Origin of the sequence: Rouxiella sp. S1S-2, from assembly GCF_009208105.1 — a bacterium.
Lineage (GTDB): Bacteria > Pseudomonadota > Gammaproteobacteria > Enterobacterales > Enterobacteriaceae > Rouxiella.
Map to the genome: position 1 here is coordinate 2782948 of NZ_WFKL01000001.1, position 16173 is coordinate 2799120.

The following is a 16173-nucleotide window of genomic DNA, read 5'->3' on the forward strand; positions in this document are numbered from 1 at the left end:
CTTCCTGATAATGCTTTTGATAAAAGGCCGAGGTAACCAGTGAAATTACTTTTTGCTTTGCACCGGCCGCTGGCCTGCTGGAATAAGCAGTGCTGCAGCCAGTGCGAATATCGATATTGCCGCCGCAAGAATAAATACCCAATGCAGTGACGCCGAAACTTGTTCGATAATGTGCCCCAGTTGATGGGAGGATAATTGCTGCCTTAACGGTTTATCCATCAACGTCTGTACTGGGTCTTGGAGCGCCGGTAAGCGGTGCTGCAAATTAAGATTCAGCGTTGCTCCCAGTATTGCCGTACCTAGCGCGGAGCCAAGCATACGGGTGAACAGTGTAGAGGCGGTTGCGATACCGCGCACCGAAGCTTCTACCGAGTTCTGCACAGAGACTAAAAACGTGGTATTACACAGCCCCATCCCGGCTCCAATCATAAATGAAGCGCATCTCGCCCACGCCAATCCTGAGTCTGCCGTTAACATCAATAGCGACAGGCTACCCGCCACTAAAAGCAGCGCACCAAGCATGACGGTAAATCGATACGAGGTGGCCTGCATTAAATTGCCGCTAAGCGTGCTGGCCAAAGGCCAGCCAATCGACATCAGCGCCAGCGTAGTGCCTGCCTGTAGCGGTGAACCACCCAGAACGCCCTGCACATAAGTGGGTAGAAATGCGCTTATTCCCATCATGCTGGCACCAATGACTAATCCGCCAATATTACCCGCGACCACGACTTTGTTTTGCCACAACGATAAAGGGAATAGCGGTTCTGGCGACCTGCGCTCTTGGCGAATGAGCAGCAGTGTTGCAAGCAATGCAACACCAACCAGCAGCAGCGAGTAATAGCCAAAAGTCTCTGCCTGCAGCAGCGCAAGCAGTAACGCGGCGACAGCGGTTGAAAGCAAAACCGTGCCTGCCATATCCAGCGCGTGCTGTTTTTTGGCCTCTTCAGCGGGTAAGTAGCGCGCCAAAATGATCATCGCGACAACGCCAATGGGGAGATTAATCCAGAATACAATCGACCAGTGAAAATGCTGCACGATAAACGCGCCCAACAGCGGGCCAATAATCGCAGAAACGCCCCACACGCTGGCAAGATACCCCTGTGCTTTTGCTCGCTCATGAGGACCATAAATGTTGGCAATCAGCGTCGTTGCCACCGGAGTAATAGCCCCGGCACCTAACCCCTGCAACGCGCGAAAGGCAATCATCCACACCAATGAGGGCGCGAATCCACACAGCACGGAGCCGCTCAGAAAAAGAAACGTGCCGATAAAAAACATTTTTCTGCAGCCATAAAGGTCCGCCAATCGGCCGTAGATCGGCACAGTGATAGCCTGGGTCAGCAAATAAATGGCGAACACCCAGCCAAGCAGCGAAAAACCACCAAGTTCGGCAATAATACTTGGCATCGCGGTGGCAACAATGGTCACTTCGACCGCTGCCATAAACATTGACAGCATGCAGGCAGTAAGGACTAAGGGACGGTGACGGCTGTCGACGTGGATGTCAGGTAAGGTGTTAGTAGCGATGGTCTTTCTCCTGTTTTGTTCTGCAGGTCAGTATATCAGCGACCTATGACGCGATTCGCGCTTATCGTATCAATTTGGGAGAGAGAACCAGGCAATTTATTAGAAATAAATATCGAATTTATTTGTATTGAAAGACGAGTTACGGACAGGTAGCTAATGTATCACCTTGTGCCGTAGCACAGTAAGTGACATAGGATAAGTCAACCAAAAGGCCACAGGAATAAGCTCCTCCGGCCGTTCTGCTCGTTTAAGAACTATTTATTTATGGCTAGACGCAGCCGCCACTAAGGACGATTGACCGACCAAGGGAGACAGGTCGAGAAATTTGGCCATTTCGCGCGACTCGGCGCGTGGCAGATAAGGTATTTCACCTAACAAGGGAGCCGCAATATTTTGCCTAATAGCGGCAATTGTTTCGCCATAATGTGCCAGGCAGGGATTAATTCTATTGGCAACCCATCCTAGAAGGTGAACGCCATCAGCAATAATAGACTGCGCCGCCATTAATGCCTGACTCACGCAGCCTTCCTGAATGCCCACCACTAAAACAACCGGCATTCGGGTTTGCACCACCCATTCAGAGTAGGACTGCCCTGGGGTGATGAGCGTTCGCCATCCGTCACAGCCTTCGACCACTACAGTATCGGCCTCGAGACGCATAAACTGGAGGCCTGCCGTTATCTGTTCAAAGAGGTCTAGCGGCAGTTCGCTGGTGAAAATGTCCTCATCGGATAAGGCAAAAGGGGTTATTTTTGCTAGCGGGTAGGATATCGAGGAGGATTTTTGTAGGGTTACCGCATCTTTATTACGTACACCATCCGCCAATTCCTGACTACCGGTTGCAATAGGTTTATAACCTAGCACAATTTTTCCCTGCGCTGACATAGCCTGTAAAAGAGCGCGAGAAACAATGGTTTTACCTACACGGGAATCCGTACCCGTTACAAAAAAGTGCGTTAACATAGTCCAGTTTACTCCAGAATGACTCCACTTAATAATTAATCGCCTTGGGAGAAAGCGGCAAATGTGTATTTTAAATGACCAAATATGCATAAATTCTAGGTGATTGTTAAAGAGAGCAACTTGCGTTAGCGCAATGTTTTGTCGAGTTAAGGTTTTGTTGTGGTATAACAGCAAAATACCCAATCACTATTATAGTCACTCTCTTTTAAGGTCGTTATGGTCGATACTCATGCGGTGTTTACTGTTCTTGCCATTTACCTCGCCGGCGTTGTGATCCCGGGTCCTAATTTTGTTGCCGTGGTGCACAAGGCCGTAGCTTCTACACGGGCGTCAGCACTCGCACTGGTTGCCGGGATTGTTGTGGTTAATATATTCTGGGCCAGCTGTGCTATTGCAGGAATTGGTATCGTTTTTGCTGCATTTCCGTGGGTTGCGCTGGTTGTAAAAATACTGGGGGCGGGATATTTAATCTGGTTTGGTTCGCGACTCATTATTAATGCGGGAAACACGTCAGCTGTTTTAAATAATAAGGCAGTGGCTGATAATTTCAGACAATCATTTGTTCAAGGTGTTATTACGAATATCGGCAATCCAAAGTCAATGGCGTTCTATGCGGCCATTTTTTCAACCGCAGCCCCTGCTCACGTCTCTTCAGGAACCTTTATTTCGATGCTGGCAGTCGTCGGCATTGTCGCTACGCTGTGGTATGGTTCTGTCGCCATTATGCTTTCATTGCCTGCCATTTCCACCGCCTATCGACGAGCAAAAAAAGTCATAGACCGCTTCTGCGGCAGCGTGATCGTGTTAATGGGTATTAGGCAGATCGTGAGATAAATTTTCGAAGACTTAACTTTGGGAAGCTGCTCTTACAACAGATATCTAACCTTGTAACAGCTTAACCAGAAGTGAACCGTTATACATTGCATCTTTTACTAACGCAGCGCCGGGCATAGTTCCGTGGTTAAAGAACTGGGTAGATTCCATTTGAATATTCTCGCTGTAAGCGGGTAAGCACTGCTGTTGAATACAGGACATAATCGCCGGATGCAGTATAGATTTTGCTTGATTCAACGGTGAGCCGATCAAAACTTTTTCTGGATTAAACAGGTTAACCATAATCGCCAGAATTCTGCCCACGTTCTGCCCCACGCCGATGATAACGTCGCGCGCCAGAGCATCACCGCGGTTAGCTGCATCGCATAAATTTTCTACCGAAATGGGCTGCGAATTCAGCAGTGAGTTATTGGCCACGGCAAGTCGCTGACGAACAAGTTCGAGGATATTATCAATGCTGGCAAGAGTCTCAAGACACCCGTGATTGCCGCAGTAACAGCGTTTACCGTAGGGATCGACTTGAGTGTGCCCAATCTCCACCACGCTGCTAGTATTGCCGTGTAATATTTGACCGCCGGTGATAACACCTGCGCCGACGTTATCGTCAATAACCACCTGAATAACGTTGCGAAAGCCCCGCGATGCACCATACAACGATTCAGCTTTGGTCCATGCTGCAATGTCATGCTGAATAAACACCGGCAGCCCGCTGCGTTCGGCCAACACGGGTCCCAGTGGCACTGATTCTACGGGATAGAAAGGCATTTTCTGAATAATGCCACGCGGTGCGTCAATCATGCCCGGCAATGTTATCGCCATGGCGGTGAGGCGCTCAAGTTTGCGCTGATGGCGAATAAAGAAGCTGTCGATGTGTGCAACAATGCGGTCCAGGAAAGGCACGGAGTCTTCGGCGGGGAGAGGTACGATGTCTTCAACGACCAATTGACTGCTCAGGTCTCGCAGGCTTAGGGTAAGTGTGCCCAGACTGATGCGTGCAGAAAGGTAATGCCATGCCTGTGTGTCCAGAATAAGCCCCACCGCGGGACGGCCTCTGCTGCCAGGCTCTTGATATTCAGTTTCCTGAACTAAATGCGCCTGCAAAAGCTCGCGAACAATTTTGGTGATACTGGCCGGAGCGAGCTGCGCCTTCTTGGAGAGTTCGATGCGGGAAATTGGACCAAACTGGTCTATTAGTCGGTAGACTGTACCGGCATTAATCTGCTTGATTTGGTCGATGTGTCCCGGCTGGCCTTCCACTATCACTCAACTTGCCTCGTTATTTTTCGCGCTTCGAAATAAATATTAAAGGTTATGTTGTGGCTTTTGTCATTTATCTTCAACTATTTGATTCGATATGTGATTTAGAGCACACAATCCCTTTGCCAACGCAGTAAATTTCAGCATTTCCCCTTTAATCGCCCTCCTCCATCATCATTTTTGCCAGCGCCAAGGCAGGCGCAGAAAGTGGCCGGTGCCGATGGCTGACTAACCATACTTGCGTATTAACCTGCTCATCTTTAAACGAAAGATATTTTACACCGTCAACCTGGATCCTTTTATAGGAAGCAGGCAGGATTGAAACCCCTAAACCGGCCGAAATAAGGCCGATAATGGTTAGCGCTTCCCCGACTTCTTGCGTGATAAAAGGCGTGATGCCTGCCTGAGCAAGGCGATGAAGAATATCGTCATATAATGACGTGCCCACATCTTTTGAGAAGAAGACGAACGGCTGATCGGCCAAATGACTAAAAGTTAGTTCACCCATAGGGAGTTTTGTCAGCGGGTGATCCGCGGGGACTACTGCAACAAGAGGTTCTGACCTGAGCATGTGGTGCTGTAGCACGTCTGGCAATACGCCGTTGCGCATAACACCGAGATCGAGCGTGCCAGCAACCAGCGGCGCCATCTGCTGCTGACTGTTTAACTCTTCTATGCGGATATTAACCTGGGGATGAGCCATACGGAATCGTTGAAAAGTGCGCGATATTTTCTTAAGAAATGGCGCAGACGAGGTGAGTCCAATGGTCAATTTCCCTTCCTCACCACGATGGATCCTCGCAGCCTGTTCCGAGATGTCATGTACTTTATCGACAATAGCCTTAGCCTCTTTCAGAAACATTTCTCCGGCCTGAGTGAGTCGCACGCTGCGATTATTACGCAAAAGCAAAACGGCGCCAATTTGCAATTCGAGCGACTGAATTTGCTGACTCAAGGGGGGTTGAGACATGTTGAGCTTCTCCGCGGCACGGCCAAAATGGAGCTCCTCGGCCACGGCAATAAAATAGCGCAGATGCCTTAGTTCAATATTATTCACATAATCTCCATTGATATCTTTAAAGTATCAAACTGTAGTAATTAATATATTAGAAAAAGTATTCAAACCTGAGTAAAATTTTTTAACACCTCCGTTATAGTTTCAAAGTATTTTACTAAGGATTAAAAGTGAACATCACGCGTCGGCAGTCCGTTACTCACGCGGCTGGCCAATCGGTAAATGATGACGAACTGCAAGGTTCAACTCCGCACGTATCGCCGCAAGAAAAAGACCTGTTCATTAAACGTGGTACACCACAGTTTATTCGCGTGACGCTGGCTTTGTTCTCGGCTGGTTTGGCAACCTTCGCCCTGCTTTACTGTGTCCAACCGATAATGCCCGTGCTCTCGCAGGACTTTGGCGTATCACCGGCAGCCAGCAGCCTTTCACTTTCTGCGGCAACAGGCCTGATGGCAATCGGTTTACTGTTCACCGGCCCTATATCGGATGCAGTCGGACGCAAAAATGTAATGGTTGTAGGCCTGATGCTGGCCGCCGTTTGTACGCTAATCTGCTCAGTGATGACCAGTTGGCACGCTATTTTGGTGATGCGCGCATTGGTTGGCTTGTCTTTAAGCGGCGTTGCTGCCGTTGCCATGACTTACCTAAGTGAAGAGATACACCCTAGCGTGGTAGCCTTCTCAATGGGGCTTTACATTAGTGGCAATTCAATAGGCGGTATGAGCGGTCGTCTGGTGACCGGCGTACTTACCGATTTTGTTTCCTGGCGCATCGCTATTGCCTTTATCGGCGTGTTAGCCCTGCTCTCTGCCAGCATGTTTTGGAAAATACTCCCCGCCTCTCGTCATTTTCGAGCCAGTTCACTGAGCCCGCGCAAGCTGGTAATAAATTTCAAAATTCACTGGCGTGACAGCGGGCTTCCCCTACTGTTTGCCGAGGGATTTCTCTTGATGGGCAGCTTCGTGACCATGTTCAACTACATTGGTTATCGACTGCTTGGCGCGCCTTATCATCTTAGTCAGGCGCTGGTCGGTATTCTATCGATTGCTTATCTGATGGGAACCTATAGCTCACCTAAAGCCGGTGCATTGACCGCTGTCTATGGCCGCGGACCTATCCTGATAGGTGCATTGGTTATGATGCTGGTCGGAATATTGATCACCGCTTTCACTTCGGTTTGGTTAGTGTTTATTGGCATGGCGATGGTTACGGCGGGATTCTTTGCCGCTCACTCGGTAGCAAGCGGCTGGATTGGCAAACGTGCCCGCCGAGCCAAAGGTCAGGCGTCATCGCTTTACTTATTTTGCTACTACGCAGGTTCTAGCGTCGCGGGGACTTTAGGCGGTGTTTTCTGGAATAAATTCTCTTGGACAGGGATCACTGGCTATATTTGCGTAATGCTGGTCATTGCGATAGCAATTGGGTATCGGCTTATGAAACTGCCTGAATCTCGCATTATCCGCAGTTGAAATGTCTCACAGAGTGCTAAAAGGGTTGAGTCGCGTAAATTATGTCACGCAACCTTTTCCCCACAACCCACCTCGCTTCACGTTCAAATCCCCTACTGTTTTACTCAGCGAATCAAGCTTAGACGCTGAGGTGCGCACGGCATTTTATTAACCACAAAATGCATGTTGTAACTAAGTTGTGTTGGTTGATGCTTATGGCAAACATCATTTTTACTCAGAAGCATAAGTGTGCACCATCAAGGTTACTGTACTATATTGTATGTTGTAACTAATTGGAGGGGTAATGGCGAGCTACGATTTGAAATTGCGCTTAAACGAGTGTTTTAAGGAGTTGGAACTGTCGACGGCGGACTTGGCTCGCTTTCTTAATCAACTGGAATTACTGCAGGCAAGGGTATTTTCTCTTCCTGATATTGAAAAAGGTAACGAGCACAATCCTGCCTCGATAATCGAGGTTACCGCTCATCAGGATGAGGCTGCCCACCAGATGGCTTTGCAGCATTTTCAAAAATTGTTTATCCATCATAACGGTTTGAATATCAGCAGTAAATCAGCTGTCAGGCTTCCTGGCGTACTGTGCTATGCGGTCGATCAGGCCGAGTATCAGGCGGCTCAGCTATTGATACAGGAAGTTAATAAGCTCAAGAGTGAACTTGAACACATTGTTACCGTGGAGTCCGGTTTACCTGCCGATCAACGCTTTGATTTTGTACACAGTCAGCTGCGCGGTCTGATCACCCTAAATGCCTACCGATCGATTGGCTATCTGCTGGAACCGGACTCCGTCAGGTTCGGCTGGGCTAATAAGCACATTATTAAGAATCTGAGTCGCGATGAATTGCTAACACAGCTTGAAAAGAGCCTCGCCGCAGGCCGATCGGTGCCGCCTTACACGCGTGAACAGTGGATGGCGAACGTGACTCGAGAGATAAATGACGTGCAGAGGCTGCCCGCACATGCCATTTTAAAAATAAAACGACCGGTCAAAGTACAGCCGATTGCGCGCGTATGGTATCGAAATAGCCAAAAACAGGTGCAACATCCCTGCCCTTCACCCTTTATTGCGCTTTGTCCACGCGGCCCGGTGATGCAAATTCCCAAGCTTGGTGAACTGCCAAACTACGACGCTGGTGCGGTTAAGCATAAATACAAGCCGGAGTCTCAGGCATTAAATCTGTTGATTAAACGCCTGCATCTTTATACCGATCAGCCGATTTAAAGCAAAAAAAGCTCTGCCTGTTGAGAGGCAGAGCTGTGAGTAAAGCAATGTCTTATAAGCTAATTTTTTATAAACTTATAAAAAAGGGCTTATTTTTTCATGCTGCCAACCATGTCTTCCGGACGAACCCACTCATCAAACTGAGCTTCAGTCAGGTAACCCAGCTTCAACGCTGAGGCTTTCAGGGTCAGGCCTTCTTTATGGGCTTTCTTAGCGATTTCTGCCGCTTTGTCATAGCCGATGTGGGTGTTCAAGGCGGTAACCAGCATCAGCGATTCGTTGAGAAGCTGGGTGATGCGGTCACGATTTGGCTCGATGCCTACCGCACAGTGTTCATTGAAACCGCGCATGCCGTCGGCCAGCAGGCGAATTGACTGCAGGTAGTTATGGATCACCATTGGACGGAATACGTTAAGCTCAAAGTTACCCGACGCGCCACCAATGTTAACCGCAACGTCGTTACCTAACACCTGTGCGCAAAGCATGGTCATCGCTTCACACTGCGTCGGGTTAACTTTGCCTGGCATGATCGAGCTGCCTGGTTCATTCTCAGGGATAGAGATTTCACCAATGCCACTGCGCGGGCCTGAAGACAACCAGCGAACGTCGTTGGCGATTTTCATCAGTGAGGCTGCAAGGCCCTTCAACGCACCGTGGCCGTGAACCAAGGCGTCACAGGTAGCCAAGGCTTCAAATTTGTTTGGCGAAGTGACAAACGGCTGTTTAGTCAGGTCGGCAATCGCCTTGGCCACGCGCACGGCGTATTCAGGGTGAGTGTTCAAACCGGTGCCTACCGCCGTGCCGCCCAACGCCAGTTCGGCAATGTGCGGGATACTGGCTTCAATGTGCACCAGACTATGTGCCAACATGGCAGCCCAACCGGAAATTTCCTGACCTAGGGTCAGCGGTGTGGCGTCCTGCAAGTGAGTACGACCAATTTTAACGATATCTTTAAACGCTTCTGCTTTATCACTCAGCGTTTTATGCAGCTCTTTCAATTCTGGGATCAGGTGTTCGCGAACTGAAACCACCGCTGCAACGTGCATTGCCGTCGGGAATACGTCATTGGAGCTCTGGCTTTTATTCACGTCGTCGTTCGGGTGAATCAAACGACCCTCGCCGCGCTCGCCGCCGAGGATTTCACTGCCGCGGTTAGCCAGCACTTCGTTCATGTTCATGTTGGTTTGGGTGCCGGAACCGGTTTGCCAAATAGAAAGCGGGAACTCGGTGACGTGCTTGTCTGCCAGCACTTCGTCGGCGGCGGCAATGATTGCGTTACCACGCTCGGACGGCAGCAGACCTAAATCCATGTTGACGGTAGCGGCAGCACGTTTAGTCTGAGCGAGTGCGTGGATCAGCGCTTTGGGCATTTTTTCTTCTGAAATACGAAAATGCTCTAGTGAACGCTGGGTCTGAGCTCCCCAAAGCTTGTCTGCCGGAACTTCGATTGGCCCCATTGAGTCTTTTTCAATGCGATGAGCTGCCATTACTGTCTCCTTACGCGGTTTCTTCAAAAAATTATAGGTTGCAGGGTACCGACGACGCTCCCAATGCCGTGCCGACGGATAGGCAATTATAACCATAAGGTTAACCAGTTGTTGAAGGAATTATCGGATTTGGCTGCCATCGCACTTTTTATTCATTATCAGTTGCTAAAACGACTTTACTCATTGTTTACTTGTCACCTATTTCTTTCTAAGACTGAGACCCACTAATGAATAAGATGCATAACAATGTACAAAATTACGCCTGGGGAAGTGTTGACGCACTGAGCAAGCTCTATGGCATTCCCAATCCGGACGGTAAACCGATGGCCGAACTGTGGATGGGTGCTCACCCTAAAAGCAGCTCTACCGTGGTCGATGCCGAAGGTAATCAAATCTCGCTGCGTGACGTAATTAGCCAGGATTTAAACGCCAATCTGGGTGAGAAAGTGGCCCGCCGATTTGGCGAACTGCCGTTCCTGTTCAAGGTGCTGTGCGCCCGTCAGGCACTGTCTATTCAGGTTCACCCGAGCAAAAGCAATGCCGTTATCGGCTTTGAGAAAGAGAACAAAGCCGGTGTGCCAATCGATGCGGCTGAACGCAATTATAAGGACGCCAATCACAAACCTGAGCTGGTTTTTGCCCTCACGCCGTTTGCCGCAATGAACGGTTTCCGTGAACTGGGCGAAATTCAGTCGCTGCTGCAGCCCGTTGCAGGTGCACATCCGGACATTGCCAGCTTCCTGATCAACCCTGATTTTGAACATCTCAAAAGGCTGTTTGCCGCCCTGCTCAGCATGAGTGGTGAAAGTAAATCATTGGCGTTGGATATTCTTGATAATGCCCTGCAAAGCCAACACGGCGAGCCTTGGGATACGATTCGCAGCATCGCCATCGACTACCCCGGCGATAGCGGCTTGTTTTCGCCTTTACTGCTCAACGTTATCGAACTTCAGCCCGGCGAGGCGATGTTCCTGTATGCCGAAACGCCGCATGCCTATCTCAACGGCGTAGCGCTGGAAGTGATGGCCAACTCTGACAATGTGCTTCGCGCCGGACTGACGCCAAAATACATTGATATTCCCGAGCTATTGGCCAATTTACAGTTTGTGGCAAAACCGGCCAATACGCTGTTAACCACGCCGGAGCAGCACGGCAATGAGCTGAGTTTCCCGATCCCGGTTGAAGATTTTGCCTTCTCGCTGCATACGCTCGGCGCAGAACCGCAAACGTTGGCTCAGTCAAGCGCGGCCATTATCTTCTGTGTTGAAGGCCAAACCGTGCTCAACAAAGGCGAGCAGCAGGTTGTGCTGCATCCAGGCGAATCTTGTTATATCCCCGCCTTAGATTCCCCAGTGATCGCCAGTGGCAATGGCCGGATTGCGCGGGTATTTAACCAGCTAGGCTAATATCTTTTGATTAAAAAAACGTTCATAAGGGGCAATTTTCCTAAATGCTTGCCGTTTGGGCGATTTTTCTACCACAATGAAAGCAGAATGGCGTTAAGTTTGATAACCTTAACGTTCTGATATTTAGGCTGTCGTTAAAGATAGTAGTTAAAAGGATGAACAGAACTATGAAAAAATCGTTAGTCGCTGTAAGCGTCATTGTTGTACTTGGCGCAGCCTGGACAGGCACTTCGTGGTACACCGGCAAGATGCTCGAGCAGCACATGGGCGAAGTGGTTGCCGATGCCAACACTCAGCTAAAAGCGCATTATCCTCGCGCCGGCGTCAAGCTGGTTTATCAGGACTATCAACGAGGTGTATTTAGCAGCAGCGTCCGATTTGTGCTGCAGCCGGACGGCGATGCGCCTGAAAATGTCCTGAAACAGGGTGATGAAATTGCCTTCCTGGAATCTATTGACCACGGTCCGTTCCCGGCGGCACAGCTTAAAAAATTCAACCTGATCCCGAGCATGGCGTCTGTGCATTCCGAGCTGCAAAATAACGCCACGGTGAAGGACTTGTTTGACGTTACCAAAGGCAAATCTCCGGTCAACGCCGATACCCGCGTCGGCTACAGCGGGGATACGGCCTCGGTGATCAACCTTCTGCCGGTCGAATACCAGAAAAATACCAGCAAATTCGAATTTGCCGGTGCAACAGTCAATCTTGACGTTGCCAAAGACATGCAGAAGATGGACCTGGACGCCAAAACTGACAGCTTCTCGTTCACCTCGCCAAATCAGTGGGGCCAACTTGAAAAAGTAACGCTGTCGGGTCTTAACCTGAAAAGTAACACCCATCAAGGCCAGTTCAAGGTCTCGGTTGGCGACGGCAGCCTGAACGTCGACAATATCGGTATCAACATTGATGGCAAAGATGCTGCACAGCTGGCGGGCTTCAAGCTGAAAAGCAACTTTGGTGAAGAGCAGCAAAACCTGAAAGGCCAGATTGATTACAGCCTGGACTCACTGAAAATTCAGGGCACTGATTTTGGTTCCGGCAAACTCAGTCTAAAAATAGACAAGCTGGATGAACAGGCGCTGAAGCAGTTCTCTGACACATACAATCAGCAGGTTATGCAGCTGATGCAGCAGTCCGAGCAGCTAGACCCGCAGGTTTATCAGCAGCAGGTTACCGCGATGCTGCTGTCCAATCTGCCGATTTTACTGAAGGGAAATCCAAGCATCACCATTGACCCACTGAGCTGGAAAAACAGCAAAGGTGAAAGTACCTTCACGTTGCAGCTTGATATGAAAGACCCTGCGGCCTCAACCACGCCAGCACAGACTGAAGATCAGCTGATTTCCCAGTTGCTCAGCAAGGTTGATGCCAAGCTGACTATCCCGGTAGATATGGCAACCGAGCTGACCACCCAGACCGCGAAAGTTGAAGGTTACAGCGGTGACGACGCCGAGAAATTGGCCAAGCAGCAGGTTCAGGGATTGGCAGCAATGGGCCAGATGTTCAAGCTGACTACCCTGCAAGACAACGCGATCACCAGCACTTTCCACTATGCTGACAACCAGGTTGACTTAAATGGTCAGAAAATGACTTTGCAGCAGTTTGCCGGCCTGTTTGGCGTATTTGGCGGACCGGAAATCCCGGCTCAGCCAGTGCCACAGCAGCAAGCGGTGCCGACTCAGCCTGACGCGCCGGTACCATCCGTTGCGCCAACCACGCCTGCTCAGTAATTTACTCGGTTCAACGGCGCAAAGTTTAGGCTTTGCGCCGCATTAAAGTCACATTACCTACTCAAGATTAAAAACACGCCTTCTCTGGTCCTCGATATAAATTTGTTTTTTCCTGTTTTCTAATCTGGAAAATTCCCTGATTAATTGAGGGGGATTGTGGGGTATTCATTATCTCATTCAATACCCTCTTACCGCCTGTTTCCAGGCCGGGAAAATCATGGCTAACATTCTCTAGGGTGTCTGGCAGTAATGGTCTTGAAAAATTCATTTTCCTTACTGAAATAAGATCATAGCCCAACATCAACACCTCCTAATTAGTTTATATTAAGCCGATCCCCGCTCAATGATCGTCGAATGGATAATAATATCCTGAGTTTCCAGATTCTGCCCTGCGAGGCGCAGCAACAGTCTTCTGGCAGTGGTATGACCAATTTCACGCGCAGAGTTTGATACCGCTGTCAGCGGAGGTTCTGTCAGCGCCAATTCGGGTGAGTCCTCAATACCAATAAGCGCCACCTGTTTTTGAAACAGGCTGTTGAGTGACCCGCCAGCTACCTGATTACCGGTGCGCAAGACGCCAAAATAGGCGCCTAGCGCCACGGAAGATTTATGGCACACAATGGCGCTGATTTTTGGATAGCGGCGCAGTAAATCTTCTGCCGCATCGGCGGCCAGCCGGTGCTGATAATCACACTCTATAATCCATTCACTGCGAAAAGGAAGACCATACTGCAACAGAGTGGCGCAAAAGCCGCCGAGCCGTTCTGCACGAGTTAACGAATTTCCTAGCCCACCCAAATAGGCAATTTGTTTATGCCCTTTGCGAATGAGGTATTCCGTGGCCATTTTGGCCGCCTGCATATTATCAGGACGTACCAAATCTACGCCCTCAGTGCCGCCCGATCGGGAGGCGCAAATTAGTGGCACGCCCTGCTCCAATGCCTTGGCGCGCATGTTTTCATTAAGATAGTGAATACCGCCAGCAATCACAATTCCGTCAACCCCGTGGGTTAACAGGGTGTCGAAACAGCGCGCCAGTCCGCTGGCGGCAGCGCCGCTTTGCAGTAAAAATAGCACTTTGCCCTGCGCTTCAAACATCTCACCTAAGCCCGCCGTCATTTCAGCATAAAACGGCTCGCAAATATCACGCACGATAAGGCCCACCACACCTGACTCGCCGCCACGCAGTGAACTCGCCTGACGGTTGCGCACAAAACCAAGCTGGTCAATCGTATGATTTACCCGCTCACTGGTGGTTTGCGAAATCCGCCCCTTACCGCTGAGCACCAGTGAGACAGTGGCCACTGAGACCCCGGCCGCGAGTGCCACATCAGTAATAGTGATTTTTTTATGACTCATGACTTACCGCGTAATCCTGTTATGAATGCATTAAACCAGGCAACTGCCTCGTCCAGATCCCTTTATAGCAGCTGAAGATAAAACGTTTAACCTAAATTTAAACCACATATCAGGCTTACATTTAATTATGTGAGCCACAACACGCATTAATTAGGTAAAACGTTTTATCTTATCGCCGTTCACACATTTGCAATCTTGAAAACTTTGTTAACCCAGCCCACTTTTCTGCAGGGAGTTTTTATGCCAGCCAGTCGAAATCAACGCGTTACGCTCTGGGAGTTTTTCCAGAGTTTAGGTAAGACCTTTATGCTGCCGGTCGCCCTGCTGTCATTTTGCGGCATCATGCTCGGTATCGGCAGTTCCTTAAGCAGTAATGACGTTATTACGCTGTTACCTGCTCTCGGCCATCCATTGTTCCAATTGGTATTCATCTGGATGAGCAAAGTTGGCTCTTTTGGATTTAGCTATTTGCCGGTTATGTTTGCCATGGCAATCCCGTTGGGTATGGCGCGCGACAACAAAGGTGTCGCCGCTTTCTCCGGTTTTGTCGGCTTCGTCGTGCTTAACCTCGGCACCAATTTCTATTTGACGGTTAAAGGCATTCTGCCCAGCAACGATGCACTGATTCTTAAAGCCAATAATATACAGAATATTCTTGGGATTCAGTCAATTGATACCGGTATTTTGGGCGCCGTCATCGTCGGTATTATTGTTTATCTGCTGCACGAGCGTTTTCACACTATCCGCCTGCCCGATGCGCTAGCCTTCTTCGGCGGTACGCGCTTTGTGCCGATCGTGACCTCGGTCGTGTTGGGACTGTGCGGACTGGTTGTCCCGCTGATCTGGCCGTGGTTCGCCGCGGGAATTACCGGCCTTGGCCGCTTGATTCATGACGCTGGCGTATTTGGCCCGATGATTTTCGGCACCGGTGAGCGTCTGCTGCTGCCCTTTGGCCTACAGCATATTCTGGTCGCTATTATTCGCTTTACCGAAGCGGGCGGCACGATGGACGTGTGTGGACGCGAAGTCAGCGGTGCACTGACCATCTTCCAGGCTCAGCTCTCCTGCCCAACCACCCATGGTTTTTCAGAAAGTGCGACGCAGTTTTTATCGCAAGGTAAAATGCCGGCCTTCCTCGGTGGATTACCGGGTGCGGCACTGGCAATGTATCACTGTGCCAAACCCGAAAATCGTCATAAGATTAAAGGCCTGCTGATTTCTGGCGTCGTGGCCTGCGTCGTGGGCGGCACCACAGAGCCTATCGAATTCCTGTTCTTGTTCGTTGCGCCAGCTTTATATTTACTGCACGCGCTGTTGACCGGTCTGGGCTTCACCGTGATGTCACTGTTGGGTGTAACAATCGGCAATACAGACGGTAACATTATCGATTTCGTGGTGTTTGGTATATTGCACGGCACCGCCACCAAGTGGTATTTGGTGCCTATCGTCGCGGCCATTTGGTTTGCCGGATATTACGTTATTTTTCGCTTCGCCATCATGCGCTTTAATATTAAAACGCCGGGACGCGAATCTGAATCTCTGCCTCAGTCCGCGCCGGTCAATACCGGCAGCAAGTCTGGCTACAACGTACCGGTTATCCTGAGTGCGCTGGGCGGTGCCGACAACATTATCAGTCTCGATAACTGTATCACCCGCCTGCGTCTGTCAGTGCATGATATGTCACGCGTCGACGATGCCGTACTCAAGGCCAATCGGGCTATTGGCGTGGTCCATCTTAACGAGCACAGCCTGCAGGTCGTTATTGGTCCGCAGGTTCAGTCGGTGAAAGATGAACTTGCCAACCTTATGCGTCAGGAAAACCAGTCTTCAACTTCACCTACGCTGGCGGTTTGATGGTTTGATGTTTGGCTGGGTGAGTTTATTCACCCAGCTTTTGTTTTGTG

The 16173-nt window shown here is 49.8% G+C and carries 13 protein-coding genes; 6 read left to right on the forward strand and 7 right to left on the reverse strand.

Features of this window, described 5'->3' with window-relative positions:
* Window positions 1–45: 45 nt before the first annotated feature.
* Together GA565_RS13025 and bioD are read right to left on the reverse strand one after the other, a co-directional pair.
* Entirely contained in the window at window positions 46–1503 is a 1458-nt protein-coding gene (locus GA565_RS13025) for an MDR family MFS transporter (RefSeq protein WP_255474470.1), read from the reverse strand.
* 282 nt (window positions 1504–1785) lie between these two features.
* Window positions 1786–2490: a dethiobiotin synthase gene (gene bioD, locus GA565_RS13030; protein WP_152198804.1), complete on the reverse strand. Its 705-nt coding sequence runs from the start codon at window positions 2488–2490 to the stop codon at window positions 1786–1788.
* Between the two features lie 216 nt (window positions 2491–2706).
* Here bioD and GA565_RS13035 point away from each other — a divergent pair, with 216 nt between their 5' ends.
* On the forward strand, window positions 2707–3324 hold the full coding sequence (locus GA565_RS13035) for a LysE family translocator (RefSeq protein ID WP_152198805.1): 618 nt from the start codon (window positions 2707–2709) through the stop codon (window positions 3322–3324).
* Between the two features lie 45 nt (window positions 3325–3369).
* Here the strand turns inward: GA565_RS13035 and GA565_RS13040 are convergent, their stop codons facing one another.
* On the reverse strand, window positions 3370–4587 hold the full coding sequence (locus GA565_RS13040) for an ROK family transcriptional regulator (protein ID WP_152198806.1): 1218 nt from the start codon (window positions 4585–4587) through the stop codon (window positions 3370–3372).
* A gap of 148 nt (window positions 4588–4735) precedes the next feature.
* Window positions 4736–5638: a LysR substrate-binding domain-containing protein gene (locus GA565_RS13045; protein WP_152198807.1), complete on the reverse strand. Its 903-nt coding sequence runs from the start codon at window positions 5636–5638 to the stop codon at window positions 4736–4738.
* Between the two features lie 191 nt (window positions 5639–5829).
* On the opposite strand from GA565_RS13045, the gene GA565_RS13050 reads away from it, so the two are divergent.
* Window positions 5830–7068 carry an MFS transporter gene (locus GA565_RS13050; protein WP_226951035.1) on the forward strand — a complete coding sequence of 413 codons (1239 nt, stop codon included), beginning with the start codon at window positions 5830–5832 and terminating at the stop codon, window positions 7066–7068.
* A gap of 283 nt (window positions 7069–7351) precedes the next feature.
* Window positions 7352–8287: a DNA replication terminus site-binding protein gene (tus, locus tag GA565_RS13055; RefSeq protein ID WP_152198808.1), complete on the forward strand. Its 936-nt coding sequence runs from the start codon at window positions 7352–7354 to the stop codon at window positions 8285–8287.
* 89 nt (window positions 8288–8376) lie between these two features.
* Here the strand turns inward: tus and fumC are convergent, their stop codons facing one another.
* On the reverse strand, window positions 8377–9774 hold the full coding sequence (gene fumC, locus GA565_RS13060) for a class II fumarate hydratase (protein ID WP_055772343.1): 1398 nt from the start codon (window positions 9772–9774) through the stop codon (window positions 8377–8379).
* Window positions 9775–10001: 227 nt separating this feature from the next.
* On the opposite strand from fumC, the gene manA reads away from it, so the two are divergent.
* Complete coding sequence (gene manA, locus GA565_RS13065; protein WP_152198809.1) at window positions 10002–11180, forward strand: mannose-6-phosphate isomerase; 1179 nt, start codon at window positions 10002–10004, stop codon at window positions 11178–11180.
* A gap of 167 nt (window positions 11181–11347) precedes the next feature.
* Window positions 11348–12910 carry a YdgA family protein gene (locus tag GA565_RS13070; protein ID WP_152198810.1) on the forward strand — a complete coding sequence of 521 codons (1563 nt, stop codon included), beginning with the start codon at window positions 11348–11350 and terminating at the stop codon, window positions 12908–12910.
* A gap of 67 nt (window positions 12911–12977) precedes the next feature.
* On the opposite strand, the gene GA565_RS13075 is transcribed toward GA565_RS13070, so the two are convergent.
* Both GA565_RS13075 and malI read right to left on the reverse strand, forming a co-directional pair.
* Window positions 12978–13211, reverse strand: coding sequence for a hypothetical protein (locus GA565_RS13075; protein WP_152198811.1), 234 nt, complete (start codon window positions 13209–13211; stop codon window positions 12978–12980).
* Window positions 13212–13234: 23 nt separating this feature from the next.
* Window positions 13235–14269: a Mal regulon transcriptional regulator MalI gene (malI, locus tag GA565_RS13080; protein ID WP_152198812.1), complete on the reverse strand. Its 1035-nt coding sequence runs from the start codon at window positions 14267–14269 to the stop codon at window positions 13235–13237.
* Between the two features lie 240 nt (window positions 14270–14509).
* Between malI and malX the strand changes: the two genes are divergently transcribed.
* Window positions 14510–16123, forward strand: coding sequence for a maltose/glucose-specific PTS transporter subunit IIBC (malX, locus tag GA565_RS13085; RefSeq protein ID WP_152198813.1), 1614 nt, complete (start codon window positions 14510–14512; stop codon window positions 16121–16123).
* The last annotated feature ends 50 nt before the right edge of the window (window positions 16124–16173 follow it).

What these genes read in the sequence shown, in the direction of transcription:
- GA565_RS13075 (WP_152198811.1), bottom strand. Translation starts at nt 13,211, where the DNA reads ATGTTGGGCTATGATCTTATTTCAGTAAGGAAAATGAATTTTTCAAGA.
- fumC (WP_055772343.1), bottom strand. Translation starts at nt 9,774, where the DNA reads ATGGCAGCTCATCGCATTGAAAAAGACTCAATGGGGCCAATCGAAGTT.
- malI (WP_152198812.1), bottom strand. Translation starts at nt 14,269, where the DNA reads ATGAGTCATAAAAAAATCACTATTACTGATGTGGCACTCGCGGCCGGG.
- manA (WP_152198809.1), top strand. Translation starts at nt 10,002, where the DNA reads ATGAATAAGATGCATAACAATGTACAAAATTACGCCTGGGGAAGTGTT.
- GA565_RS13070 (WP_152198810.1), top strand. Translation starts at nt 11,348, where the DNA reads ATGAAAAAATCGTTAGTCGCTGTAAGCGTCATTGTTGTACTTGGCGCA.
- tus (WP_152198808.1), top strand. Translation starts at nt 7,352, where the DNA reads ATGGCGAGCTACGATTTGAAATTGCGCTTAAACGAGTGTTTTAAGGAG.
- bioD (WP_152198804.1), bottom strand. Translation starts at nt 2,490, where the DNA reads ATGTTAACGCACTTTTTTGTAACGGGTACGGATTCCCGTGTAGGTAAA.
- GA565_RS13035 (WP_152198805.1), top strand. Translation starts at nt 2,707, where the DNA reads ATGGTCGATACTCATGCGGTGTTTACTGTTCTTGCCATTTACCTCGCC.
- malX (WP_152198813.1), top strand. Translation starts at nt 14,510, where the DNA reads ATGCCAGCCAGTCGAAATCAACGCGTTACGCTCTGGGAGTTTTTCCAG.